Genomic DNA, 25,414 nt, shown 5'->3' with positions numbered 1-25,414 from the left:
GATCTAATAACCTAATCTGCGCAAGGTGATATACGCCATTAACCCTGTGCTGATCTCTAACGAGGACTCGTCAACATCAAAGGTTGGTGTATGCACCGCAGAAGTTATCCCTTTCGATTTATTTCCTGTACCCAGCCGGTAGAAACAAGCATTGATTTCTTGTGAGTAGTAGGAAAAATCTTCCGCAGCTGGCCAAAGATCTAAATCCACGACATTATCCTTCCCAAGGTACTCCTCCGCAAAAGTACGCGCACTCTTCGTCAGTTCAGGCTCATTGATCAAAAATGGATAGCCTTTTCGAACTTCAAAATCACAGGCAGCACCCATACTTTCAGCGATTCCGACAGCCATTTTCACCATCTTTTCATGTGCTTCAGCCCGCCAGCGCTCATCGAATGTTCGGAATGTACCTTCGAGATACACTTGATCAGGTACAATATTTGTCGCGCCATTCGCAATGATTTTACCAAAAGACAACACCGTCGGCGTGCGGGGGTCCGCAAAGCGGCTCGCAACCTGTTGTAAAGCGGTAATTATATGCGCTGTGATAACAATAGGATCGATATTTTGATGTGGATGTGCGCCATGTCCTCCTCTTCCTTTTACGGTCATAAACAGCTCATCACAAGAAGCCATATACTTTCCTTCACGAAATCCAACTTTTCCCACTTCAATAAAGGGCATTACGTGCTGGCCTATTATAGCAGAAGGTGCTGGATTTTGTAGTGCTCCTTCTTTGATCATAATGGATGCTCCTCCAGGTAAGCGTTCCTCTCCTGGTTGAAAGATCAATTTCACTGTCCCACCAAATTCAGCTTTCAAGTGCTGCAATATTTTCGCGGTTCCCAAAAGTGAGGAGGTATGCACATCATGGCCACATGCATGCATGATGCCTGCAGTATTAGATCCATAAGAACGCCCTTCAATTTCCTGAATAGGCAACGCATCCATATCGGCACGCAAAGCGATAACTTCGTCAGAGGGAAGTTCGCCACGAATTAGCGCTACAATACCAGTATTTGCTTTGACCTCGTAAGGAATGCCTAATTGATCCAACTGGGCCTTTACAAATGCTGAAGTGTTATATTCTTCAAAGGAAAGCTCAGGATTCTGATGAAGATGTCTACGGTTAGCGACTGTATCTTCGAAATATTGGTGGGCTAAGGCCAGAACTTTTTCTTTCGTACTTGCCATGAGGTTGTTTGATTTATTGATAGACAAAAACGCTTTCTGAAAACACGAAAACGTTACTAAAATATTGACGTAGCTCACGCATAAACGCATTCGCTTCGGAACGGCTTCTGAAGTCGCCCACCTTCACCCGGTAATTGGGTTCATCATAGGTGATATAGGTATCAACATCTTTATACATTCCCCGGAAACGAGTTTGCTCTGAAAAAGCTTGATTTCGACTGGATCCAGCAAAGATCTGAACGCGAAAACCTCTCACCTTAACACGTGTTGCAGCAGAACGTACAACAGGTTTGGAAGGGACTGTCGTGGTTTTGCTTTCGACAGGATTGATTCCCATTGTTGCCCTAAAATTTTGAAGTTGGGTAATCAAAGAATCTTTGGTTACAATAACTCCACCTTTTTCCTGCGCTTTTACATCAACAAGTGTAAATAGCACGAGTGCATGTATGAAAATCAATCCTCTCTTCAGCATAGTTTAACCTTTCTTATCGATTAGTTATTTGCGCCGTGGCAATTTTTATATTTTTTTCCGGAACCACAAGGACATTCGTCATTGCGTCCTACTGTATTCTCATTACGAACAGGCTCTTTCGGGCCATCATTCACATCCTCTTCACTAACACCTGTTGGGGAAACCAACTCCGCTTTTGTCTCAACCGTCTTTACAGGAGCTTGAGTTACTTGTCGTGCCTGTAAGGAAGTTGTTTCCTGGCCTGGGATCTCACCTTTGAAAATAAAGCTTACAACATCCTTGTTCATCGAAGCCAACATAGACTTGAACAAATTAAAGGCTTCCATTTTATAGATAATAATTGGATCCTTTTGTTCATAAACAGCATTTTGAACGGATTGTTTTAGATCATCCATCTCACGTAAATGCTCTTTCCATGCTTCGTCGATCAATGCCAAGACGATACCTTTTTCAAAAGATTTGAAAACCTCTTTACCATTGGTCTCAATCGCTTTTTTCAGATTAGCAGAAACTTGGATACCACGTACACCATCAGTAAATGGAATAACAACATTTTCAACAATCTGACCACGTTCTGCGTATACATTGTTTAATACAGGAACTGTCAATGCACCAATGGCATCTATTTTATGGTGATATGCTCTAATTGCCTGATCAAAAAGACGGTCTGTCAACCCTTCGATCTTTCCTTGCGCAAATTCTTCTGCAGTGATTTCTGGTGTAATAGCAAAGATGCGAATAACCTCAATTTGAAAGTCTTCATAGTTACCCTGCTCTTTTGCTTCAGCAACAATCTCTTCAGCAACATCAAAAATCATATTGTTCAAATCCACATCCAGACGTTCGCCGAACAAAGCATTTTTACGTTTTGAATAGATTACTGTACGTTGGGAATTCATGACGTCATCGTATTCCAATAGACGTTTACGAATTCCAAAGTTGTTTTCCTCAACCTTACGTTGTGCACGCTCGATAGATTTGGTCAACATGCTATGTTGCATCACTTCGCCTTCCTCAACCCCCATTTTTACCATGATATTGGAGATTCTTTCAGAAGCAAATAGACGCATTAAGTTGTCTTCTAACGAAACGAAGAATTGTGATGATCCTGGATCTCCCTGACGACCTGCACGACCACGTAACTGACGGTCAACACGACGGGACTCATGTCTTTCAGTACCGATAATGGCAAGACCACCAGCGTTTTTCACTGCCTCGGCCAATTTAATATCGGTACCACGACCCGCCATATTTGTAGCGATCGTTACTTGACCCGGACGACCTGCTTCAGCAACAATATCGGCCTCTTTTTGGTGCAACTTCGCATTCAATACATTATGTTTGATCTTACGCAATTGAAGCATACGACTCAATAACTCGGAAATTTCTACTGATGTTGTACCGACTAATACAGGACGACCTTGTTCTGTCAAACGTTGGATTTCTTCTGCTACCGCATTGTATTTTTCACGCGCAGTGCGGTAAATTAAATCTTGACGGTCTTCACGTTGAATACCACGATTCGTAGGAATTTCAACCACATCCAATTTGTAGATTTCCCAAAGCTCTCCCGCTTCTGTTGAAGCTGTACCGGTCATACCCGAAAGTTTGTGGTACATACGGAAGTAGTTTTGTAAAGTAATCGTCGCATAAGTTTGTGTCGCATCTTCGACCTTTACATTCTCTTTCGCTTCGATAGCCTGATGCAAACCATCTGAGTAACGACGACCATCCATGATACGGCCCGTTTGCTCATCGACAATTTTTACTTTACCCTCATCTACGATATATTCCACATCCTTCTCAAACAAAGTATATGCTTTCAATAACTGGTTGATTGAGTGAATACGATCAGCCTTAATAGAATAATCACGTAATAGGTCTTCCTTTTGAGCTGCTTTTTCTTCCAAAGTCAACGAAGACTTTTCAATTTCCGCGATCTCCGTACCCACATCAGGTAAAATAAAGAACGAAGGATCCTCTCCAGTCGCTGTAATCAATTCAATACCTTTTTCTGTCAGTTCAACCTGATTATTCTTCTCATCAATGACAAAATAAAGTTCTGCGTCAACTTTAGGCATATTTTTATTTTGCTCTTGCATATAGTAGTTTTCTACTTTTTGCAAAATAGAACGGTTAGCGCCTTCACTTAAGAATTTGATTAACGCTTTATTTTTAGGTAAGCCCCTATAAGCTCTTAATAAAGCCAGACCACCGCCTTCTACATCAGAATCACCCGCAGCCAAAGCTTTTTTAGCATCATTTAATACGGTATTGATGTAGGCTTTCTGAACATGTACCAAACGCTCGATACGTGGCTTCAATTGATAGAACTCATGCTGATCACCGCGGGGGATCGGTCCGGAAATAATCAAAGGTGTACGGGCATCGTCAATTAATACAGAGTCCACCTCATCGACCATCGCAAAATGTAATTTTCCCTGCACCAATGCATCTGGTGTTTGCACCATGTTATCACGCAAATAGTCGAAGCCAAATTCGTTGTTCGTACCATATACGATATCGGCTTGATAAGCTTTACGTCGTTGTGGCGAGTTTGGTTGGTGTTTATCAATACAATCTACTGATAAACCATGGAATTCAAATAGTGGAGCGTTCCATTCGGAGTCACGACGTGCAAGATAATCATTCACAGTCACAATATGTACCCCTTGTCCAGAAAGTGCATTCAGGTAAGTTGGTAGGGTTCCGACTAATGTTTTACCCTCACCCGTAGCCATCTCGGCAATTTTCCCGCTGTGTAGTACGATACCGCCAATCAACTGTACATCATAATGTACCATGTTCCAGGTGACCTCAGTCCCCGCAGCCATCCATTTGTTTTTCCAAATGGCTTTATCGCCATTAATAATAACGTTCGGCTTGTAGACAGCCAATTCTCTATCGAAATCGCTGGCAGTAACTTCCAGTTCTTCGTTTTCTGTCAAACGCCTTGAAGTTTCCTTCACCACAGCAAAGGCCTCAGGCAAAATATCCTTCAAAACCTCTTCCAACTTCTTATCACGATCTTTGGACAATTTATCCACTTGTTCGTAAATCGAAGTTTTCTTCGCCATATCATCCTCGTCCTGATCCGCTTCTGCTTTTAGCGTATCTATTTCTTGGTCAATATCTGCGAGGTAATTCTTAATTCTTTCTTTGAAGTCAGCGGTCTTGGCACGTAACTCGTCATTGGTTAGATTTGAAAGTTTATCATATTCAGCTTTGATTTGCTCTACAACTGGCTGAATCCCCTTGATATCTCTTTCGGATTTACTTCCAAATAATTTACTTAAAAACTTTAACATAATTTTTTTTCTATCTCAACTAAAGATTTTGTACAATAATGACTCCAAAGTAAAATTGCAGACAATTTGACACTAATCGGGCAAATTTAGTTATTAGATATGATATCTAACAGCTTACCCTTATTTTTTTTGCGTTATTTTTTTCAATAAGATTGGCGGCCTATCCTCCTATTCACTATTTATCGTATTCGAGCCGTTTGCGCCTTTATCACTATCCCATCCTTTTCTCCGTCAAATCAAAAATAGTTCTACTTAAAGACATCGCGGTTTCTTCCTGCACAGACAAATAAAGTATACAGCGGCTAAATAAAGTAGGACAATATTATGAAAGAAAAAGTTTTTTATCCGAATGCGGGATAAAGCCCATTTCCTGTGCTTTTTGAAACATTTTAGTAATAGCATCACGCCCTTCAGCCCCCAGTTCCACCGAATACTTATTGACATATAGTTCGATATGCTTATACATGACTACCTCGCTCATTTCCTGTGCATGACTACGTATAAACTCCAGTCCGGACTTCGGATTTGCAAAGGCAAACTCCACGCTCTCTTTCAAAATTGTGTTAAGCGTATCTTTTACATCCTTTGGCAACGAACGTTTTACAACGATACCACCCAGCGGAATCGGAAATTTTGTCGTACTTTCCCAATATTCGCCGAGATCAACTACTTTATACAATCCTTTTTCTGCATAAGTAAAGCGATTTTCATGAATAATGAGTCCCAAATCAATTGAACCATCTAATAATGCGCCCTCGATTTCAGAAAAAACCAATTCTATTTTATTGGTCAGTTCCGGAAATGCCAGGCCTAACAGGAAATTCGCGGTTGTAAACTTCCCCGGATATCCGACCTTCAGCTTATCAAATTCGCCTAAACCTTCACCTTTCTGCAGTTTCTCCTGCAGCTTTTTCGCCAAAAAGGCATCTTTAGCAATTAGCATTGGTCCCACGCCAAAGCCTAAAGCACTACCCGCGTCCAATAGTTCATAGTCTTCAACAGCATAAGCAAAAGCATGATAACTCAGTTTGGTGATATCAAGTTCTCCTTGGAAGGCCTTTAAATTTAATGTCTCAACGTCTTGATACGCTACTTCAAAATCCAGCCCTTTTGTATCGATCTTATGATGAATCAAAGCGTCAAATATAAATGTATCATTTGGACAGGGAGAAAACCCCAATGTTAATTTCATCTTATTCTTCTTAAAATATGGACAGATAAAAAATTCGTAAACAAATACTGTGTTGCCACTTATTTACATGTCGTTTATACCGTCACTTTATGTGTAATTAAATAAAGTATCATGGCCAAAAATGTCATGATAATGATTCCTTTTCCTATTTGATCATTTCCTGAACGGTATGCAAACCTTAAGAAAACCAAATTGATCAATACGGCAATGGTATACGTTGCCATTGGCTTCTCAGGAAGAAAATAAAGTTCAATAGCAGTAAAACGCAGCAACAAAAAAGCCACTAAAGGAAAGATAACTCCTAGACCCAGACCTATCCAAATATTATTTTTCACTTTTGCTGTGTTTCGTAGTTCCTTGCAAATGATCAAAACTCCATGAATTCAGTTCTGGAATCGCATGATGTGCAGTCATGTCGAATTGTGTAGGAACAACTGAAACATAACCATTTGCTAATGCAAAACTATCCGTATCTTCTCCGCGGTCCTGTAAGACAAACTTTCCTGTCGTCCAATAATAATCACGGTTGTGTGGATCAATACGTTCATCAAATTCCTCTACCCAATGTCCTCCAGCCTGTCTACAGATTTTAATCCCCTTAAATCCTTGCGTCTGTGGAAAATTAACATTCAACAGGGTATTTTTGGGTAGACCATTGGCCAAAACTTGTTCCGTTATAGAAATCACATATGGTCTACAGTAGCTAAAGTCTGCATCATGGGAAAAATTATCCAACGAAAAACCAACAGAAGGTATTCCTTCTATCGCTCCTTCGACCGCAGCAGACATTGTCCCAGAGTATAACACGTTAATTGAATTGTTGAGTCCATGATTAATACCTGACACACAAATATCAGGTTTCTGCCCTTTAAAAACCTTATTAACTGCAAGTTTGACACAATCAACGGGTGTTCCTGAACATTGATACATCTCCACTCCTTCATAAAGGTTGATTTTATCCAATCGCAGCGGTCGGCCAAGTGTGATCGCATGTCCCATTCCTGATTGAGCTGAATCCGGTGCTACGACAACCACATTGCCAATCTTTTGCATTTCTTCTAACAACACCTTTATCCCGGGAGCTGTAATACCATCGTCATTAACAACTAAAATATTTGGTTTCTTCTTTACCATATACGAAGTTAGTAAATCTAAAAAATAAAAAGCTCAAGAAAATTTGTCTTAATGGTTCCTTTACATAAGTACGACATCGATTGCGTAAGATTGTATAGTTTTTGATAAATAATAGCCTTAAATTTAGCTTTCAAATAAAGAAAAATCATTCAGGTATGAGCATTAATTTTGAATCCCGTTATGCAATCGGGCCTAAAGAATACAAAACATTAGATACACAAGGGTTAAGAGATAATTTTCTCATTGAAAAAGTTTTCGAAACGGATAGAATTAACTTTGTCTATACGCATTACGACCGTTATATGGCTGGTGGTGCAATGCCCGTAAATTCAAAAATCAAATTAGAAACAATCCCTGAATTGTTAAAAGAACCTTACTTCCTTTCAAGAAGAGAATTGGGTATTATCAATGTCGGAGGTAACGGTCAGGTGGAAGTAGATGCCACATTATACGAACTTAAAACCAAAGAAGCACTTTATGTCGGACAGGGTGCGAAAGATATCTATTTTTCAAGTCAGGACAGTGCAAATCCGGCAAAATTTTATTTAAATTCAACGCCAGCACACCACAGCTATCCTACCAAAAAGGTCACCAAGGAAGACGCCAATAAAATAGAATTAGGCTCCCTGGAAACTGCCAATCACCGTACCATCAATCAAATGTTGCTGAACAAAGTCGTACAAACCTGCCAATTGCAAATGGGAATGACGGAACTAAAACCAGGGTCTGTATGGAATACAATGCCATCACACACACATGACCGTCGCATGGAGGTTTACTTTTACTTTGAGTTGCCTGAGGGTCAGGCTGTATCTCATTTTATGGGACCAATAGATGAAACACGCCATATTTGGATGCATAATGATCAAGCTGTCATTTCTCCCCCCTGGTCAATTCACTCAGGAGCTGGAACGTCCAACTATACGTTTATTTGGGGGATGGCGGGCGAAAACCTCGACTATGATGATATGGACAAATGCGCTATTACCAAACTTAAGTAATTTTTAGATGATAGATTTGAGATCTTGGGTAGCCAAGCATTCTGCTTACAAACACTGTCTTTAATATTTTTTCTTTAATCCTTTATCAAATGAAAAGAACATTCATATTAAGTTTAACGCTGGGACTTTCAAGTATTGCCTTTGCGCAAAACAATAAGACGATTACGGTTAATAATCCTTCGGCTATAACAAGGACGGAGCTGATCAGCATCCCCTATGCAACGTTCGAAAAACATTTTGCATTGAAGAAAAATGTTTTTACGATTATCGATAGCAAGAATAAAGCGGAACTGGCTTACCAATTGGAAAAGTTAGGACAATCAACACCTCAAAATGTGCTGATACAAGTCGCTATTGCGCCTAAAAGCGCTTTAACTTTCGGCGTAACTGGAAATAGTCCACAAGCAGTAGCTTCCAAGGCATATGCTCGTTATGTCCCTGAGCGTAAGGATGACTTTGCTTGGGAAAATGACATTGCTGCATTCAGGACTTATGGAAAAGCTTTAGAAGGCAGTTCTGAAGATGCACAGGGATTCGATTTTTGGTCCAAAAGGACGAATGACCTAATTATTGACGAATGGTATAAAACAGGAGATTACCATGCCGATCATGGCAAAGGGTTAGATTACTATTCTGTAGGCCAGACCCTTGGTGTAGGTGACGCAACTCCATTTATTGACCAGCAGGTCGTCTATCACAAACATTATCGTCAGTACAAAGTATTGGATAATGGTCCTTTACGCACTACTTTTAAGCTTATTTATGAGCCGGAAGATGTAAAAGGACAGCATATACAGGTTGAAAAGACAGTCTCTTTGGATGCTGGAAGCCAGCTGAATAAAATAAGTTATGCGATAAAAAATACAACTTCGAATAGTACGTCTATAGTCGTTGGTCTAGCTAAACGTAAAGAGGAGAAACCTCAGCTCTTAAACGATACCAAAAATGGTATCTTGGCTTACTGGGAGCCTGCTGAGGGAGATAAAATTACTGGAACTGCTGTGATCTTACCTAAAACAAATTATGTATTTAAGGATAGTCCGAAACAGTTTTTATTGGCAACTACCGTTAAAAATAACCAACCTTTAATCTATTTTGCTGGAGCAGCATTTAATAAAGCGGGTAAAATAACCAGTTTTGATCAATGGCAATCCTATATTAAAGCATTTAGAAATAACTTAAATCAACCTTTAAAGATAAAATATTCAAAATAATGTCTATACTGCAATCTTTTGATTTGACCGGGAAGGTCGCTTTGGTAACTGGCTGTAAAAGAGGTATCGGTAAAGCTATTGCCGAAGCATTAGCGGAGGCTGGAGCGGATATCATCGGGGTTTCGGCATCGTTGGAAGCGACAGGATCCGCCGTAGAAAAATCCATACAGGCTTTAGGAAGAAATTTTTATGCTTATCAATGTGATTTTTCGAAAAGAAGCGAACTATATCAGTTTATTGAAAAAGTTAAATCTGAACATCCAACAATCGATATCCTATTTAACAATGCCGGAAATATCCTTCGCAAACCAGCTGCTGAACATCCAGACGAATACTGGGATGAAATCATTGAAATCAATCAAAATGCGCAATTCATTCTGACAAGGGAAATTGGAAAAGATATGATTTCACGTGGAACCGGTAAAATCGTATTTACAGCTTCATTACTAACATTCCAAGGTGGTATCAATGTCCCCGGATATGCAGCGTCAAAAGGTGCAATAGGATCATTGGTCAAAGCTTTTGCAAACGAATGGGCCGCTAAAGGCGTAAACGTAAATGGTTTTGCCCCAGGTTATATTGCAACAGATAATACGGAAGCACTAAGAGATGATCCGGAACGCTCCAAATCTATTTTGGACCGTATACCTGCCGGACGGTGGGGTACCCCAGAAGACTTTAAAGGGCCGGCAGTATTTCTTGCATCAAAAGCAGCAGATTATGTACATGGTACCATCCTTACTGTAGATGGCGGCTGGATGGGAAGATAAAAAATCAACCTTTTAAGATTTTTTGTTTTTAAAAGTCTTTATCCTTCGGGGTAAAGGCTTTTTTTACTATCCTAAATCCGAGATTACTGAATGAGGCATTTGGACTGACGGAGCCAATATAGACAGTATTAAAGGCCGAACAGCTATTTCTACTGCACCACCACGAACCTCCTCTCGCGTGAGCCACATAACGCTCCCCATCTCTAATTAACTTACCCGAACAAAATTCAAAGACATTACCAAATACATCAAACAGTCCCCACGGGTTCGGCTTAAATGTACCTACCGGAGAAGTATACATATAACCGTCAGATAAGTCCGCTTTAAGATGATCCTTACCATGCCATATGTTGCCATATTGGCCTATATTTTCTTCATTCACCCCATCAAAATAACGTCCATCACTGCCGGCTCTCGCAGCGACCTCCCATTCCTCAAAAGTGGGTAACCTGCAATCGGCCCAAGCGCAATAAGCCAATACGTCTTTAAAAGATATACAAGTGACCGGATGATCCATTTTGTCTGCTATTCCACCACGGCTTATCCCATTTGGAAAACGCCAATAAGCGCTACTATCCTGTAGCCACCTGAATTCCCCAAGCCCAGGCTCAAATACCATTGCATTATGATATCGTTCTGCCAAAGTCTGATAGCCCGTAGCCTGTATAAATTTTTCAAACTCGGCATTGGTCAGTTCGTATTGTGCAATCCAAAAAGGTTCTATTTGTACTGCTCTTTTCGGATTATCCAGACTCATCGTATCCCCCAATTGATAATCTCCGCCTGGAATTAAAATATATCCCTTCTCCAGTCCCGCCGGAGAAATGCAGCCGGAGAAATCTTGGCTAAAACAAGGATTGCCAATAATTCCAAGCAAAATCAGCCAACAAGCCCATATTTTATTTACCTTTTTTTTCATTGTAATACCCCATTGCTCTACGATAGATTAGTGCTTCATTCTCCTTATTATAGTCTAAATAGGAATAGTAGTTACTCGTCTCACCATACAACTTTTTGAAGGAAGTTGACTTCATGAATTCGCTATACTCGCCACGTTTCATCAGTAATAACAATAAAGTCAATGCATCCTTATCTTTGGGAGTATTCTTTGCATATTCAATGATAAATGGAATCATTTGCCAGCCATTGATCTGTTCAATAGTTTCTTTATAATTCACCCCCATCCGTTTACTTCTTATCACAGACTCTTGAATCAGTTTCATAACCGAATCCCTATTTTCCTGCAAAAAATCGGTCTGTCTTTCCGACCACCACGCTTCATTAAAACCGCCAAGCAACTTGCCGAATATCTTCTTATCGATAGCCTTTTGGTTTTCTGGTATATCGCAATTTTGAGCATATACTTCAGCGTGGATCATCGTATAAGTAAATTTTTCACGTAAACTAAGATTCTTAAAATCAGCTGCGGAGAGAGCCAATATTCCAGTATCTGTACCATCTTTATCCTCTATTGGGGACAGCTTTGCTATCATTGCTTTGACTTTAGCCAAACCATAAGGTGGTATTGTCATCTTCGTTCTAAATTCAATAGCAGCAGGATCCATAATATAATCATTTTCCGTCTGTGCAAAGCCACAAGTCCAATAACCTAGGCAGATAAATAATAAAATTAAACTCTTCATAAAATATTGATAATACTATTTAAAAGTAATGAAATTATTCCTACCAAAAACAATTCCATTTGTCAAATCTAGTTGCTTAAATTTTATTTACAGCTGATCTATAAATGTCTCTTTTCTATATGTCCCCTACATTCCAAACTCCGAGTTATTTGATAAGCTTTCGAGAAACACAAAAAAAATCCCTGAATCCTATCAAATTCAGGGAAGTAAACTCTTTTTATAATTTTGCTTTCAGGAATAAAGTCCTTTTTTATCTATAAAATCTATCACTTTTTGGGGCGTGAAAAACTGAATATTTTTATGCTCTTTAATTGCCTTTCGTAGAAAGGTAGAGGAAAGTTCCATTAAGGGTGTATCAGTCATGGTTATGGAAGGATGCTCCTTTAGTTTCCCACCGTTATAACCTGGACGCGGATATACATAAATATGATAATCACGTAAAATAATCTCAGCATTCTTCCATTTTTCCAATGATTCTAAGATATCTTCTCCCATTAAAAGTACGAATTCTTTATTCGGATATTTTTCCTTTAGATGCGTTAATGTATCTATGGTATAGGACGGAACTGGCAAATGAAATTCAATGTCACTTACACGTAAATGTTCACAATCTTCAACCGCAAGATTTAGCATTTCTAAACGGTCATAAGGATCTGCTAAGGTCGATTTCTTCTTAAAGGGATTCTGTGGAGAGACCACAAACCAAACTTCATCCAGCCCTGTAAAATTGGCCATGTAATTTGCTATAATCAAATGCCCGACATGCACTGGATTAAAAGAGCCAAAAAACAAACCAATCTTTTTCATCTAGCACTTTATTTATTGATAAAACCCATAACAATTTCTTCTGCTTCAGCACAGGCCGTCGCCAGATCATAATTCTTCAGGATAACATCAAACTTATTCGCATAAGTAAGTTCCAATTCTGCTTTGGCAAATCGTTCTTGCAGTTTTTCCTCCGAATCTGTACCGCGTCCAGTCAGACGTTCTTTAAGTACTTCCAAGGAAGGTGGCTGTACAAATATGGAGATAGCCTGTTCTGGGAATTTAGATTTCAGGCGCAACCCACCAACAACATCGATATCGAAAATAACATTTTTACCTTCTTTCCAGATGCGTTCGATTTCTGAACGCAAAGTGCCATAAAATGTACCCGAATATACCTCTTCAAACTCGATAAATTCTTGTTTGGCAACCTTATGTAAAAACTCTTCCTTGGACATAAAGTAGTAGTCTTTTCCATCGATCTCCTGTCCTCTGGGATCGCGGGTACTCGCAGAAATAGAAAATTCTATTTTATCGCCATGTTTACTTAATAGGTCTCTTACTATAGTTGTTTTTCCAGCCCCCGACGGTGCAGAGAAAATAATTAATTTACCGCTCATCCTTATAATACGTTGAGCAATTGCTCCTTTATTTTTTCTAATTCTTCTTTCATTTTAACCACGATCTGCTGAATACCGGCATGATTAGCTTTGGACCCTAAGGTATTGATTTCACGTCCCATTTCTTGAGAGATAAAACCTAATTTCTTACCATTGGAATCAGCAGAATCAAAGGCTTTCAGAAAATAGTTACAATGGGAACGCAATCTAACTTTCTCTTCAGTAACATCCAATTTATCAATATAGTAAACAAGTTCCTGTTCAAAACGATTCTGATCTACATTCTCTTTGCCCACGCTGTCATTTAGAAATTGCTCTATACGTTGTCTAATCAATGGGATACGCTCAACTTCCAAACCTTCCACATCACCTAGATAAGTCAAAATAAGTTCAGCTCGCTTTTTTAGATCTTGAGCCAATACATTTCCCTCGTCCTCACGGAATGTATTGAAATGTCTGACCGCATCGTAAAAAGCATCCATCAATACGCTGGATTCTTCATCATCAACAGTATCATCGTTATTAGTGACAACTTCCGGCATATTCAACGCCAATTCAAATAAATTAACTTTATTGTCATTTAACTCATTTGCAATCTGCTGCAATTGACCATAATATTTTTTCAGTAAATCAGCGTTGATGGATGAAGCCTTGGCTGTTTGATCAGTATATTCTACAGCCACGTTCAGATTAACTTTTCCGCGTTCGATAAGCTTACTGCACTCTGTGCGCAAGGTCAATTCTTTGTCCGAAACTACTTTGGGCAGACGAAGATTTAATTCAAGGAATTTTGAATTTAAGGACTTTATTTCGACACTATATTTGACTTTACCGTTATCTTTGGAAGCCGTGCCATATCCTGTCATGGATTTTATCATATGCAAAGGTATGACTTTTCAAATAAAAGTTGAAGACGCAACATCGATTAATTGCTGATACTCCTCAAATTACCTTCAAATAGGCTAGTTTATTTACCAATCATGCTTAGCAATAATAACAACGAGATAGCTTTCGTAAGGTTTAGCTCCTTTACACTTTACATAACCTATTCCGATATCATATAGCGAGCCATTCCATTGATCCATACCTAACAGATGTGTACGATGATGATAACCGGGCGCTTCTCTACCGATGATCAATGCTTTAATCGCATCGGTCGCACTGGCGCGATTAGCAGCAATGGATTCAAAATTATTGGCATTCCTTTTTTTTAACCAAGCCTGATTGAGCTGGTATCCGGCCTCTTCAATAAAATAATTGGGGCCGTAACCTTCGGGAGAGACATGATCAAAATAAGACCGTTTGGCCATATCCTTAGCCCGATATTCTGCTACTTCGGCAAGTTGCTTGTTCCAATTAAGCTTTGTCCGGGTAACCTTATGCAAATTAAAAAGCTTCAGTTCCTTTTTATATCTCTCAGGATTTGTTCGGATTTTGTTCAAGAGATCGTAGGCTTCTTTTGCTTGATGACGATCGACAGTTACGCGTTGCGCTAAAGCAAACTGTGTAACAAATAAGGTAAATGCTAAAATGATGTATTTCATACCAATCCTTTAACCTTAAAAGACTGGATTTAGTATGGAATGTTTAATCTTTTTTTGACCTTTTAACAGCTAAAAACTGTATCAGCATGGGTATTAAGCTAATAAATATCACCGCTAGTATGATGAAAGAAAAGTTACGTCTGAAATAAGGAAGCTGTCCAAAAAAATACCCTGTCAGAACGAATATGAGTACCCACAATACACCTCCCAAAATATTGTATTTACCAAAAAGAGTATAAGGCATCTTTCCAATGCCTGCAACAAATGGAGAGAAGGTTCGGACAATAGGTACAAAACGAGCATAAACAATAGTTTTAGTACCATATTTTGCATAGAAAGCTTGTGTCTTTTTAAGATAGGCTAGTTTAAAAATTTTTGAGTCTGATTTAAAAACTCGAATTCCAAAATATTTACCTATCTCATAATTCACAAAATCTCCAAAAATAGCTGCACATATCAGAACAAGTAGGAAAAGTGACAGTGAAAGGTTGCTTTCTGGTCGCGCAATAATAGCACCCAATGCAAATAATACGGAATCCCCCGGGAGGAATGGTGTAACCACAAATCCTGTTTCAGCAAATATAACCAGGAATAGAATGAAATAAGTCCATCCAGCATAAGTATTGACAATCTGCAACAGGTGTTGATCAATATGCAGGATAAAATTGACCAGCTGATAAACAAACTCCATATTCGATAAATACAATAAAAAAAGGGAGTCCTATTGAACTCCCTTTTTAGTTTTTATTTTTTCTTTGACCAATTCAAATATAATAGGCAGTACTGAAATAAAAATGATCAGCAGTACCACTTTAGAAAAATTATCTCTAATGATTGGAATATTGCCCAAAAAATAGCCTGCTAACGTTATACCGCCGACCCACAACACCGCTCCAACAACGTTATAAGTAATAAAAGTACCGTAATTCATTTTTCCGATTCCGCCAACAAATGGTGCTAGCGTACGTACAATAGGTACAAAACGGGCAATTACAATTGTTTTACTACCATATTTGTCATAGAAAGCATGTGTTTTGGCAATCTGCTCATCCTTGACAACCTGTTTGCCAAAAAGTTTGATTTTTGTTAATCGCATCCCGAAGTGCTTTCCAATGGAGTAATTCAGCGAATCTCCAGTTACCGCTGCTATTAACAAAATCAAGATCATTAACCACACATTAAGTTCATTTGGTTGTGCAGCAAGCATTCCGGCAGCAAACAATAGGGAATCTCCCGGTAAGAAAGGCATGACAACAACTCCTGTTTCAACAAAAATAATGAGAAACAAAATAAGGTATGTCCATAGCTGATAGTCGTTGACGATTTCAACCAAATGCTTATCAATATGGAGAATAAAGTCAATAAGATGTGTAATTATTTCCAAACTGATCAGGAGATTAAGCGTTATTCAACATTACTGGCATAACCAACATTAAAATATCCTCGTGATCTTCGGATGTAGCAGGAATCAACAAACCGGCACGATTTGGTGTGCTCATTTCGATAACCACTTCTTCGCTTTCAAGGTTGTTTAACATCTCCACCAAAAACTTGGCATTAAAACCTATTTCCATATCATCGCCTTCAAATTGACATGACAAACGTTCATGTGCCTCATTGGAGAAATCCAGATCTTCAGCTGAGATATTCAATTCGCTACCTGAGATCTTCAAACGTACCTGGTGTGTTGTTTTATTCGCAAAAATTACAACCCTTCTCAATGTATTTAAGAAAAGTAACCGATCAACAGTTAGCTTATTTGGATTAACCTGCGGAATCACTGCGGCATAGTCAGGATAACGCTCATCAATCAAACGACAGATCAAGTTGATATTGCCAAAGCTAAAAAATGCATTTGTCTGGTTATATTCGATAGATACTGTTGTATCATCCGAAGGTAGTGACGATTTAAGCAGAGAAAGTGCTTTCTTAGGAAGAATAAGTGAAGCAGGTTTTTCAGCGCTGATATCCGATCTGGTATAACGGACCAATTTATGTGCATCTGTAGAAACGAAAGTTACATTTTTCTCGGCCAATTGTACCAAAACCCCAGACATTGCCGGTCTTAATTCGTCATTGCTCACTGCAAAGATGGTTTTACTGATAGCTTCTGAAAGAACCGGAGCAGGCATTTGGATAATAGATCCGTTATCAATGGACGGAATTTTAGGAAAATCATCTGCATTTTCTCCGCTCAATTTATATTTACCATCGCCAGCACTAATTTCAATAGCCAATGTATTCATGTCTACTGAAAAAGCAACAGGTTGATCAGGGAGAGTTTTTAATGTTTCTATCAAAATCTTTGAAGGCATTGCTACCCTTCCTTCTTCTTTTGCTTCAATCTGTAAAGAAGTAACCATACTTGTCTGCAGATCGGTAGCAGAAATAGTCAAGTTATTGTCTTTTATTTCAAAAAGAAAGTTTTCCAATATTGGCAAAACAGTACTTGTACTAGATGCTCCATTGATAGCTTGTAACTGCTTTAATAAAATTGATGTTGATACAATGAATCTCATTTCCTAATTACTAATTATTATGTGCAATAATACACAAATTAATCAATATTTTTCGGTTTTGTAACTGCCTTTCTTTCCACATACGAAGATTTATTACACGTAAATAAGCGATTGTATTTCAATTAATAAGCACACTTCCAAAAGTATAGAAAGCAAATACACCCTTATAAATCACAATATTTATTACATTTGTATAATAGCAATAGTGTATGCAGTTTAAAGATATCATTGGGCATAAAGACATCAAAGAACATCTTGTTCGTACGGTTCATGAAAACCGTGTGAGTCATGCGCAATTATTTCTTGGTCCAGAGGGATCCGGAAGCCTCGCGCTAGCTTATGCTTATGCTCAGTTTTTAAACTGTGAGAATAAACAAACTACCGATAGTTGTGGCGAATGCCCTTCCTGCCGAAAATACAGCAAGCTGATCCATCCAGATTTGCACATGTCTTATCCGTTTATTGCCAAGCACAAGGAAGATACAGCTACAGATTATGCTGAAAACTGGCGAAAATCCTTTTTAACCAATCCTTACATGGGGTTGGAATACTGGCGAAACCAATTGGATGCAGATAATAAACAGGTCAATATTAATATTGCCGAAGCACATGGCATCATCAAGAAATTAAGTCTTAAAGCATTCGAGGCTGAATATAAAGTTTTAATCATGTGGTTGCCCGAATATCTGGATACCCAAGGCAATGCGCTATTAAAACTGATTGAAGAACCGCCCGAAAAAACCTTATTTATTCTTGTTGCTGAAAATCAGGACAAAATTTTAAATACTATTATTTCACGGACACAACTGGTAAAAATAAAGAAACTGGCCCATACTGAAGTCGTTGATTACTTGAAAACAATGCATCATCTTTCCGATCAAGAGGCATCCGAGATAGCTTTTATAGCGGATGGAAATTTACAGGAAGCATTTAATCAACTCAACACACAGACCAATAATCATTTTGGCATTCTGGTCAACTGGTTGCGATTTATTGTATCGGATGCCGGTACAAATATGATCTCTTTGGTAGAAGAGGAATTATCTAAAATGGGTCGGGAAAATCAAAAAAGCTTTCTTTTTTATGCGATCAATATGATGCGGCAGATTATTTTGATCAAGGAGGGACTTTCTAATCTCGTATTTTTATCGGCAAAAGAATTGGACTTTGTCCAAAAATTTGCAGTTCATTATGATATAGAACAAATTGAAGCAACAATAAATCTATTTGAGGAAACGCACTATTTTGTCGAAAGAAATGCGAATCCCAAAATATTATTTTTAGATTTATCTTTGCAATTAACATTAATGTACAAATACAAAACGTTTCCGAAAGGAACTCAATATATATAAATAGAAAACTATGGGATGTGGCAGTTGCTCATCCGGCGGAGGTTGCGGTACTACCACAGTAAATGGTACACCGGCGGGATGCCAAAATAATGGCTCTTGCATGACCAGCGGATGTAATAAATTAGATGTATATGACTGGCTTTCCGATATGGATATGCCATCAAACTATAAACCCTTCAATATCGTAGAAGTACGATTCAAAGGATCTCGAAAAGATTTCTTTATTAATGTAGACAACCTTTACCTTGAAATGGGCGAAATGGTCATTGTAGAGCCCTCAACAGGTGGATATGATGTAGGCCACATTTCTTTGACTGGTGAATTGGTTAGATTACAGTTAAAAAAGAATAATGTTACCCCGGAGATGGTAACAAAAAAAATCTATCGGAAGCCGAATGAAGTGGATGTAGAAAAGTATAATGCGGCAAAAGATCTTGAATGGGAAACCATGCATAAAGCGCGTAAACTTGCTTTAGACTTAGGCTTATCGATGAAGATTTCCGACGTAGACTATCAGGGGGATAAAACGAAAGCAACGTTTTATTATACTGCAGAAGGTCGTGTGGATTTTCGTGAACTGATCAAGAAAATGGCCGAAGCATTCCGTATACGGATTGAAATGCGACAGATCGGTATGCGACAGGAAGCAAGCCGTCTTGGCGGTATCGGATCCTGTGGCCGCGAGCTATGTTGCTCTACTTGGCTGACAGACTTTAAAACGGTATCGACTTCAGCAGCCCGTTATCAGAACTTATCATTAAATACGTTAAAGCTGGCTGGGCAATGTGGCAAATTGAAATGCTGTCTCAATTATGAATTGGATAGTTATATGGATGCGTTGAAAGACATTCCAAATAATATCGATCGTATTGAGACACAAAAAGGTGTCGCTTATCTCCAGAAAACTGATATCTTCAAAAAAATGATGTGGTTTTCTTTCCCAGGAGCAGAAAACTGGATTGCTATGCCAGTTCAACAGGTCAAAGAACTTGTTGAAATGAACAAGCAGGGAATTAAACCTGAGGCTATATCAAGTGTAATAGATGCCGAAGAGATCCGAGAGGAAAAGATTGTCAATTACGATTACGAGAATGTAGTCGGTCAAGATAGTTTGACCCGTCTGGATGATCGCAATAAAAGGAAGAAAAAACGGAAAACGAAAAGCAATAATGCTAAACCGGAAAATAAAAATAGCCAGAAAAACGATAAAGCTGAACAAAACTCGCCAAAGCAGGTGGTAGCAAAACAGCAGAGCAATACGGATAATTCAAACACGGCACCGACGGGCAAAGAGAATAAAGAAGGTCAAAATAATCGACCAAAAAAACGCTTTAATCGTCATAGAAATAAAAACAAAGGCAACAATAACAACACTGCCTCAAAAACAGAATAAAACGAATATGCCTAATTAAAAATATTAGGCATATTCTATTTATATAGATTTAAAATGAAACTAAAGGCTTTTCTTTTTGGAATTTTATGTATTGGTTTATGGACATCTTGTGACCAAACTGCCATTTTAAATGAAAATAAACCTATCGAAAATAAGACTTGGTTACATACTTCACATCCTCGTTTTCAATTTCATATTAGCGACAATACGAAGAAATATGATGTATTAATGGATGTACGCCATACTCCAGAATATGCTTTCTCTAATCTTTTTGTTTTGATTTATCAGCAAAATCCTGATAAAAAAACACATACCTTCCGCAAGGAAATTAAATTGGCAAAATCAGATGGAAGATGGGCTGGAAAATCATCCGGTAGCCTCTACAATCAGCAGGCTATCCTGCATAAAGATTATATATTTCCGGACACCGGATTATATACGATATCCATTGAACAGAATATGCGGGAAAACCCCTTGCAAGAAATTACAGATATTGGATTAACCGTGATACCGAAATAATGTGGACTTTCCTACGATATCTCCTTCTTCCCTTTTCCATTATTTTTGGATTAGTCGTATGGTTAAGAAATCGGCTATATGATTTCCATTTGCTACCAGCCCAATCTTTTCAAATTCCTACCATCGTAATTGGTAATTTAGCTGTTGGTGGTACCGGTAAGAGCCCCATGACCGAATTTGTTGTCTCCTATCTTAGTAGTAACTACAAGGTAGCTATCCTCAGCAGAGGATATGGCCGGAAGACCAAAGGATTCCGGACAGTACAAATAGATTCTTTGGCAACTGAAGTAGGCGATGAACCATTGCAATTCAAAAACAAGCTTCCAAATGTCACAGTAGCGGTATGTGAAGATCGTTGTACTGGAATAGAAAAACTTCAGACGGATCATCAGCTTATTATCTTGGATGATGCCTTTCAACATCGAAAATTATCAGCATCATTTAATATCCTCTTATTCGATTTTAGATCTTTTTCTCAACCGATGTTTGTTTTTCCTGCAGGAAATTTCAGAGACTTACTTACTGAATCGAAACGAGCGCAAATCATAGTCGTTACAAAATGTCCGCCTAACATTTCTAGTGAGGAAAAGATACACATAGAAGAAAAGCTCCGTCGTTATAATAGAGAGGCCTTGATCGCATTTAGTCATATAGACTATTTTGAACCTGTTAGTGCTGATGGTAGACTAATTGATATCCGAGATAAAGATATCATATTAGTGACTGGTATTGCCAGGCCACAGCCCTTGCTAGATCACGTCAAGAAAAAAGCGAACGCTGTCAATCATATCTCTTTTGGAGATCACCATACATTTAACGACTCCGATATTGACCAAATCATAAAAGCTTTCCAATCGCTAAATAGCAGCAATAAAATAGTATTAACCACGGAAAAGGATTATCAACGGCTAAAGCCATATAAAGATCGTTTCGATACGATAGAACTCATCTATTTACCAATAGGACTTAAATTTAATGATCCAGAGCAAAGAGATCAATTTTGTAATATTATAAGTGATACAGTCGCATTAAGTGTTAATCAACCTTAAATTTTGTTAAGGGCTAATATTTTAGTAAACTTTTTCGTCAAATTTATATTCAAAAAGAAAGTAAACTTAAAATATAAAGCGATGAAAAAGAAAACTTTAATGGTAATAAGCGGCCTACTATTGGCGACAACAGTTTCTTTTGCGCAACAGCGCCAACAACGTAGTCCCGAAGAACAGGCAAAGATGCGTGTGGAACATCTAGACAAACTACTCACACTTAATCAAGTGCAAAAAGATTCCATCTATAATCTTACATTAAGCCAAGCCCAACAGCGAGCGGCAATAAAAAGTGATGGTGGAGACCGCAAAGCAAATATGGAAAAGTTTAAACAGCTTCAAGAAGCTCAGGCAACTAAAATAAAATCCTGGCTCACTCCAGATCAAATAAAGCTATTCGATGAACAGCAGGAAAAAATGAAGGAGAGAATGAAAAAACGTTCTGAAAACTAATTTAATGGAGGAGGTCGATTATTTATCGACCTTTTTTATTTAATCTATGGTTAGCTCCAATAATAGAAGTATACTTCTCTATAACATAAGACTTATAAAGCCTTGTAATACCATTATTAGGTCTTTTAAGACCATTATCCTTCTAAGTAAGCCTATTCCTTTCTTTTATACGAAAAGCGATTCCCACCCTTTATTTAAAACAAAACAATCGTTATCTATTGTATCTTGCAGAAAAAAAACACATATATCATTGATAATAAATAAGATACACAAACATGTAGCGTTAAAAATTTGTTAAAGTAACATACTTGATACAATATACCCCCCACATTAGTAGTTTTTATATCAAGAGATCATAGTTGTAACTTTTTAAATACAATTGATATGAAAAAGCTAATTTTAACAAGTATAGGATTGTGTCTGGCGCTTAGCCTAACATTCGCCCAACAGGTTACACCTGAAGAAACTGCTGCGAAAGCTACTACCGAACTGGTACAAAAGCTGAATCTGAATGATGAACAGAAAACTGCTGTATCCTCTATTCTATTGGACCAAGCAAAAGCAGAAGAAACGATTCTAAAAGACAGCAGTTCCACTGCTGCTGCGAAAGGCGAAACGCTCAATAAACTTCAAACAGAAGTAGATACAAAAGTCAGTCAATTACTGACAGAAGATCAAAAAACTATTTATCAGAAGGTAATTGCCGAACGTCCGGCAAAAGCTGTTCCGACAACGACCGAACCTTCTAAAACAGAATCCAGTTCAAACTAACAAAATTTTGGTATTTAATAAATAAAGACATTTATAGATTCATTGAATAATTCATTTAAAATTAAACATCATGAAAAAGTTATTTTTAACCGGTATAGGTTTCTTTCTAGCGATGAGCCTTACCTTCGCTCAACAAGCAACTCCAGAAGAAAATGCGACTAAAGTTGTGACCGAATTGGTCACGAAGCTTACGCTGAATGACGAACAGAAAACTGCTGTATCAACAATTGTACTGGACCAAGAAAAAGCAGTAGCAGCTCTAATACAGGATTCTACAACTACTCCGGATGTGAAAAAAGAGAGTATTGCAAAACTCCAAGGCGAATCAGATAACAAGATTGCTCAGCTATTGACAGATGAACAGAAAGCAGCTTTTCAAAAATATATCGAAGAGCGGCCTCCAGTAAGCATTCCTACAACACCGACACCAACGGAACAAAAGGAAAATACGAACGAAAATAGCAATCAACAACAACAATAATAATTCCGTTTAATGGAATTATTAAAACTCCGGATATGCTTTGGCATATTCGGAGTTTTTTTTAAAACCATTATTTATGCGATAACAGCGGATATCCCGAAAAAATAAGTTAACACTTGATAATTTAATCGCTGAAATAATGCTTTAAAAGAACGTATAAAATAGCATAAAAAGGGGCTACCCATTTTGGATAGCCCCTTTCCTTTAACTCAATATCAGGCGACACTACGATTTCAACTTTTTCATAATGTCACTGACATAAGTTTTAAATTTCTTGTCAGTTTCAATTAAATCCTCAACGGTTTGACATGCATAGATGACAGTTGAATGATCTCTTCCTCCAAAGAATGCACCAATCGATTTAAGTGAAGATTTTGTGTGGCTTTTCGCTAAATACATCGAAATTTGCCTGGCCTGCACGATTTCACGCTTTCGGACCTTTGACTTTACCATATCCACAGGAACCTCAAAGTATTCGCAAACTAATTTTTGAATAAAATCCATTGAAATTTCCTTATGTGTATTTTTCACAAAATTCTTCAACATCGATTTTGCCAATCCCAGATCAATTTCCTTTTTGTTCAATGTTGATTGAGCCAATAAAGAAACCATAGCTCCCTCTAACTCCCTTACACTGTTATCGATCTGTGTTGCGACATATTCCACGACATTTTCAGGTAATTCAATGCCATCAGAGTACATCTTCTTCTTCAAAATCGCCATTCTTGTCTCAAGGTCTGGAATTTGAATATCTGCAGATAACCCCCATTTAAAACGACTAAGCAAACGTTCTTCTAAGCCAGCCAAATCCTTGGGTGCTTTATCAGAAGTCAAAATAATTTGCTTTCCAGATTGATGCAAATGATTGAATATATGGAAGAAGATATCCTGTGTTTTCTCTTTACCAGCAAAGTTGTGCACATCATCCATGATAATGACATCCATTGCTTGATAAAAATTGACGAAATCATTGATCGTATTGTTTTTCAATGAATCGACGAACTGTTGACAGAATTTCTCACAGGACACATAAATGACCAACTTATCGGGAAGATTTCTTTTAATTTCATTACCGATAGCTTGGGCAAGGTGTGTCTTTCCCAAACCTACATCACCATAAATCATTAAAGGGTTGAATGATGTACCTCCCGGTTTGTTTGCTACTGCATAGCCTGCAGAACGAGCAAGACGGTTACATTCACCTTCAATAAAATTCTCAAATGTGTAGTTTTGATTCAATTGCGGGTCAACCTGCAATTTCTTTAATCCAGGAATAACAAACGGATTTTTGATATCTCTGTTCAAAGATACCGGTACAGGAATAGATTGTCTCTTACCCTCTGCCCCATTGCCATTCGATGGAAGATTAGTCGTATAAGGATGAGAAGCCGATGACTTCTCCACTACAATATTGTATTCCAATCTACCTTGCTCTCCTAGAAACTTCTTTACGGTCTTGCGAAGGATACCCACATAGTGCTCCTCCAACCACTCGTAAAAAAATAAGCTAGGTACTTGAATAGTTAAAACGTCACCCTCCAAACGGACTGCTTTCACAGGTTCAAACCAGGTCTTGAAACTTTGCGCTGGGATATTATCTTTGATAATCGAAAGACAATTATTCCAGACACTTGAATACGTTTTTTCCATTCTAAAATTGTTAATAAGTTGATTTACAATACGCGACAAAAAATATGTTGATAACTTTCTCTGAGAACGAAGATGACAAAAAAAAATCAGCTAAAAAACTAAAATATAAAAAAAATATCAAAATTCTATAAATCAGTCAGTTACCTTGTAAAATTGTGGAAAACTCGAGCTAAAATTGATCTCTAAAAATAATTATTAACATTCCAAATTTATTTCAAAAAAAAGAACAAAAAAAGTAGTAAACATACTACGGTTCAGTCTTAAAGGTATAGTCCTAAATTAACCAAAATAAAAGCGAAATACAACCTTTAGTTCATATATTTTTAATATTAAATTTATAAGAATTTAAAGTAGGCTTAACAACCTTACTGAG

At 38.0% G+C, this 25,414-nt stretch carries 26 protein-coding genes; 10 read left to right on the top strand and 16 right to left on the bottom strand.

What is annotated here, in order from left to right; genetic code table 11:
- Positions 1–3 precede the first annotated feature (3 nt).
- The 6 genes from ABDW32_RS12420 to surE all read right to left on the bottom strand — a co-directional run bounded on the left by ABDW32_RS12420 (position 4) and on the right by surE (position 7,300).
- Complete coding sequence (locus ABDW32_RS12420; protein WP_343562822.1) at positions 4–1,194, bottom strand: M20 family metallopeptidase; 1,191 nt, start codon at positions 1,192–1,194, stop codon at positions 4–6.
- A 13-nt stretch (positions 1,195–1,207) separates the two neighbouring features.
- On the bottom strand, positions 1,208–1,666 hold the full coding sequence (locus ABDW32_RS12415) for an SPOR domain-containing protein (protein ID WP_343562820.1): 459 nt from the start codon (positions 1,664–1,666) through the stop codon (positions 1,208–1,210).
- A 20-nt stretch (positions 1,667–1,686) separates the two neighbouring features.
- On the bottom strand, positions 1,687–4,974 hold the full coding sequence (gene secA, locus ABDW32_RS12410; protein WP_343562818.1) for a preprotein translocase subunit SecA: 3,288 nt from the start codon (positions 4,972–4,974) through the stop codon (positions 1,687–1,689).
- Positions 4,975–5,296: 322 nt separating this feature from the next.
- The gene (locus tag ABDW32_RS12405; RefSeq protein WP_343562816.1) at positions 5,297–6,166 is read right to left on the bottom strand and encodes a 1,4-dihydroxy-6-naphthoate synthase; all 870 of its coding nucleotides are present in this window, start codon (positions 6,164–6,166) and stop codon (positions 5,297–5,299) included.
- A gap of 74 nt (positions 6,167–6,240) precedes the next feature.
- Positions 6,241–6,501 (bottom strand): hypothetical protein, encoded by a 261-nt coding sequence (locus ABDW32_RS12400; protein WP_343562814.1) that lies wholly within the window; start codon positions 6,499–6,501, stop codon positions 6,241–6,243.
- Positions 6,491–7,300 (bottom strand): 5'/3'-nucleotidase SurE, encoded by an 810-nt coding sequence (surE, locus tag ABDW32_RS12395; protein WP_343562812.1) that lies wholly within the window; start codon positions 7,298–7,300, stop codon positions 6,491–6,493. Before surE ends, ABDW32_RS12400 begins: the two co-directional genes overlap by 11 nt.
- A gap of 155 nt (positions 7,301–7,455) precedes the next feature.
- Here surE and kduI point away from each other — a divergent pair, with 155 nt between their 5' ends.
- The 3 genes from kduI to ABDW32_RS12380 all read left to right on the top strand — a co-directional run bounded on the left by kduI (position 7,456) and on the right by ABDW32_RS12380 (position 10,285).
- Positions 7,456–8,301, top strand: a complete 846-nt coding sequence (gene kduI / locus ABDW32_RS12390; RefSeq protein ID WP_343562810.1) for a 5-dehydro-4-deoxy-D-glucuronate isomerase — start codon at positions 7,456–7,458, stop codon at positions 8,299–8,301.
- An 89-nt stretch (positions 8,302–8,390) separates the two neighbouring features.
- Complete coding sequence (locus ABDW32_RS12385) at positions 8,391–9,515, top strand: DUF4861 family protein (RefSeq protein WP_343562808.1); 1,125 nt, start codon at positions 8,391–8,393, stop codon at positions 9,513–9,515.
- Between the two features lie 5 nt (positions 9,516–9,520).
- Positions 9,521–10,285, top strand: a complete 765-nt coding sequence (locus ABDW32_RS12380; RefSeq protein ID WP_343563202.1) for an SDR family NAD(P)-dependent oxidoreductase — start codon at positions 9,521–9,523, stop codon at positions 10,283–10,285.
- A gap of 28 nt (positions 10,286–10,313) precedes the next feature.
- Here ABDW32_RS12380 and ABDW32_RS12375 read toward each other — a convergent pair whose 3' ends face one another.
- The 9 genes from ABDW32_RS12375 to dnaN all read right to left on the bottom strand — a co-directional run bounded on the left by ABDW32_RS12375 (position 10,314) and on the right by dnaN (position 17,376).
- Entirely contained in the window at positions 10,314–11,204 is an 891-nt protein-coding gene (locus tag ABDW32_RS12375) for an SUMF1/EgtB/PvdO family nonheme iron enzyme (protein ID WP_343562806.1), read from the bottom strand.
- The gene (locus tag ABDW32_RS12370; RefSeq protein ID WP_343562804.1) at positions 11,185–11,928 is read right to left on the bottom strand and encodes a hypothetical protein; all 744 of its coding nucleotides are present in this window, start codon (positions 11,926–11,928) and stop codon (positions 11,185–11,187) included. Before ABDW32_RS12370 ends, ABDW32_RS12375 begins: the two co-directional genes overlap by 20 nt.
- Positions 11,929–12,159: 231 nt before the next feature.
- Entirely contained in the window at positions 12,160–12,735 is a 576-nt protein-coding gene (gene nadD / locus ABDW32_RS12365; RefSeq protein WP_343562802.1) for a nicotinate (nicotinamide) nucleotide adenylyltransferase, read from the bottom strand.
- An 8-nt stretch (positions 12,736–12,743) separates the two neighbouring features.
- Positions 12,744–13,313: a guanylate kinase gene (gene gmk / locus ABDW32_RS12360; RefSeq protein WP_343562801.1), complete on the bottom strand. Its 570-nt coding sequence runs from the start codon at positions 13,311–13,313 to the stop codon at positions 12,744–12,746.
- A 2-nt stretch (positions 13,314–13,315) separates the two neighbouring features.
- Positions 13,316–14,191 (bottom strand): YicC/YloC family endoribonuclease, encoded by an 876-nt coding sequence (locus ABDW32_RS12355; protein ID WP_343562799.1) that lies wholly within the window; start codon positions 14,189–14,191, stop codon positions 13,316–13,318.
- 93 nt (positions 14,192–14,284) lie between these two features.
- The gene (locus ABDW32_RS12350; protein WP_343562797.1) at positions 14,285–14,857 is read right to left on the bottom strand and encodes a CAP domain-containing protein; all 573 of its coding nucleotides are present in this window, start codon (positions 14,855–14,857) and stop codon (positions 14,285–14,287) included.
- 43 nt (positions 14,858–14,900) lie between these two features.
- A complete protein-coding gene (locus ABDW32_RS12345; RefSeq protein ID WP_343562795.1) occupies positions 14,901–15,548 on the bottom strand; it encodes a DedA family protein in 648 nt (215 codons plus the stop codon).
- 30 nt (positions 15,549–15,578) lie between these two features.
- Positions 15,579–16,241, bottom strand: a complete 663-nt coding sequence (locus ABDW32_RS12340) for a DedA family protein (RefSeq protein ID WP_343562793.1) — start codon at positions 16,239–16,241, stop codon at positions 15,579–15,581.
- 13 nt (positions 16,242–16,254) lie between these two features.
- Positions 16,255–17,376, bottom strand: a complete 1,122-nt coding sequence (gene dnaN, locus ABDW32_RS12335) for a DNA polymerase III subunit beta (protein WP_077436875.1) — start codon at positions 17,374–17,376, stop codon at positions 16,255–16,257.
- 209 nt (positions 17,377–17,585) lie between these two features.
- On the opposite strand from dnaN, the gene ABDW32_RS12330 reads away from it, so the two are divergent.
- The 7 genes from ABDW32_RS12330 (at position 17,586) to ABDW32_RS12300 (ending at position 23,391) form a co-directional block, all read left to right on the top strand.
- Positions 17,586–18,728 (top strand): hypothetical protein, encoded by a 1,143-nt coding sequence (locus tag ABDW32_RS12330; protein ID WP_343562790.1) that lies wholly within the window; start codon positions 17,586–17,588, stop codon positions 18,726–18,728.
- Positions 18,729–18,738: 10 nt separating this feature from the next.
- A complete protein-coding gene (gene ricT / locus ABDW32_RS12325; protein WP_343562788.1) occupies positions 18,739–20,121 on the top strand; it encodes a regulatory iron-sulfur-containing complex subunit RicT in 1,383 nt (460 codons plus the stop codon).
- A gap of 54 nt (positions 20,122–20,175) precedes the next feature.
- Positions 20,176–20,640, top strand: a complete 465-nt coding sequence (locus ABDW32_RS12320) for a gliding motility lipoprotein GldH (RefSeq protein WP_343562786.1) — start codon at positions 20,176–20,178, stop codon at positions 20,638–20,640.
- Positions 20,640–21,689, top strand: a complete 1,050-nt coding sequence (lpxK, locus tag ABDW32_RS12315; protein ID WP_343562784.1) for a tetraacyldisaccharide 4'-kinase — start codon at positions 20,640–20,642, stop codon at positions 21,687–21,689. The genes ABDW32_RS12320 and lpxK overlap by 1 nt, the downstream gene beginning before the upstream one ends.
- Before the next feature lie 81 nt (positions 21,690–21,770).
- On the top strand, positions 21,771–22,139 hold the full coding sequence (locus tag ABDW32_RS12310) for a hypothetical protein (protein WP_343562782.1): 369 nt from the start codon (positions 21,771–21,773) through the stop codon (positions 22,137–22,139).
- 384 nt (positions 22,140–22,523) lie between these two features.
- Positions 22,524–22,910, top strand: a complete 387-nt coding sequence (locus ABDW32_RS12305; RefSeq protein ID WP_343562780.1) for a hypothetical protein — start codon at positions 22,524–22,526, stop codon at positions 22,908–22,910.
- A 70-nt stretch (positions 22,911–22,980) separates the two neighbouring features.
- Positions 22,981–23,391, top strand: a complete 411-nt coding sequence (locus ABDW32_RS12300; RefSeq protein WP_077436882.1) for a hypothetical protein — start codon at positions 22,981–22,983, stop codon at positions 23,389–23,391.
- Between the two features lie 225 nt (positions 23,392–23,616).
- On the opposite strand, the gene dnaA is transcribed toward ABDW32_RS12300, so the two are convergent.
- Complete coding sequence (gene dnaA / locus ABDW32_RS12295; RefSeq protein ID WP_077436883.1) at positions 23,617–25,041, bottom strand: chromosomal replication initiator protein DnaA; 1,425 nt, start codon at positions 25,039–25,041, stop codon at positions 23,617–23,619.
- Positions 25,042–25,414 lie beyond the last annotated feature (373 nt).

It is taken from the genome of Sphingobacterium sp. (assembly GCF_039596235.1).
GTDB lineage: Bacteria > Bacteroidota > Bacteroidia > Sphingobacteriales > Sphingobacteriaceae > Sphingobacterium.
Note: the sequence above shows the minus strand (reverse complement) of the source record. Positions and strands in the feature narration are given on the sequence as shown.

Bases quoted from the DNA above. Each gene is read 5' to 3' on its own strand.
- ABDW32_RS12420 (WP_343562822.1), bottom strand. From the start codon at position 1,194: ATGGCAAGTACGAAAGAAAAAGTTCTGGCCTTAGCCCACCAATATTTC.
- ABDW32_RS12415 (WP_343562820.1), bottom strand. From the start codon at position 1,666: ATGCTGAAGAGAGGATTGATTTTCATACATGCACTCGTGCTATTTACA.
- secA (WP_343562818.1), bottom strand. From the start codon at position 4,974: ATGTTAAAGTTTTTAAGTAAATTATTTGGAAGTAAATCCGAAAGAGAT.
- ABDW32_RS12405 (WP_343562816.1), bottom strand. From the start codon at position 6,166: ATGAAATTAACATTGGGGTTTTCTCCCTGTCCAAATGATACATTTATA.
- surE (WP_343562812.1), bottom strand. From the start codon at position 7,300: ATGGTAAAGAAGAAACCAAATATTTTAGTTGTTAATGACGATGGTATT.
- kduI (WP_343562810.1), top strand. From the start codon at position 7,456: ATGAGCATTAATTTTGAATCCCGTTATGCAATCGGGCCTAAAGAATAC.
- ABDW32_RS12385 (WP_343562808.1), top strand. From the start codon at position 8,391: ATGAAAAGAACATTCATATTAAGTTTAACGCTGGGACTTTCAAGTATT.
- ABDW32_RS12375 (WP_343562806.1), bottom strand. From the start codon at position 11,204: ATGAAAAAAAAGGTAAATAAAATATGGGCTTGTTGGCTGATTTTGCTT.
- ABDW32_RS12370 (WP_343562804.1), bottom strand. From the start codon at position 11,928: ATGAAGAGTTTAATTTTATTATTTATCTGCCTAGGTTATTGGACTTGT.
- nadD (WP_343562802.1), bottom strand. From the start codon at position 12,735: ATGAAAAAGATTGGTTTGTTTTTTGGCTCTTTTAATCCAGTGCATGTC.
- gmk (WP_343562801.1), bottom strand. From the start codon at position 13,313: ATGAGCGGTAAATTAATTATTTTCTCTGCACCGTCGGGGGCTGGAAAA.
- ABDW32_RS12355 (WP_343562799.1), bottom strand. From the start codon at position 14,191: ATGATAAAATCCATGACAGGATATGGCACGGCTTCCAAAGATAACGGT.
- ABDW32_RS12350 (WP_343562797.1), bottom strand. From the start codon at position 14,857: ATGAAATACATCATTTTAGCATTTACCTTATTTGTTACACAGTTTGCT.
- ABDW32_RS12345 (WP_343562795.1), bottom strand. From the start codon at position 15,548: ATGGAGTTTGTTTATCAGCTGGTCAATTTTATCCTGCATATTGATCAA.
- dnaN (WP_077436875.1), bottom strand. From the start codon at position 17,376: ATGAGATTCATTGTATCAACATCAATTTTATTAAAGCAGTTACAAGCT.
- ABDW32_RS12330 (WP_343562790.1), top strand. From the start codon at position 17,586: ATGCAGTTTAAAGATATCATTGGGCATAAAGACATCAAAGAACATCTT.
- ricT (WP_343562788.1), top strand. From the start codon at position 18,739: ATGGGATGTGGCAGTTGCTCATCCGGCGGAGGTTGCGGTACTACCACA.
- ABDW32_RS12320 (WP_343562786.1), top strand. From the start codon at position 20,176: ATGAAACTAAAGGCTTTTCTTTTTGGAATTTTATGTATTGGTTTATGG.
- lpxK (WP_343562784.1), top strand. From the start codon at position 20,640: ATGTGGACTTTCCTACGATATCTCCTTCTTCCCTTTTCCATTATTTTT.
- ABDW32_RS12310 (WP_343562782.1), top strand. From the start codon at position 21,771: ATGAAAAAGAAAACTTTAATGGTAATAAGCGGCCTACTATTGGCGACA.
- ABDW32_RS12305 (WP_343562780.1), top strand. From the start codon at position 22,524: ATGAAAAAGCTAATTTTAACAAGTATAGGATTGTGTCTGGCGCTTAGC.
- ABDW32_RS12300 (WP_077436882.1), top strand. From the start codon at position 22,981: ATGAAAAAGTTATTTTTAACCGGTATAGGTTTCTTTCTAGCGATGAGC.
- dnaA (WP_077436883.1), bottom strand. From the start codon at position 25,041: ATGGAAAAAACGTATTCAAGTGTCTGGAATAATTGTCTTTCGATTATC.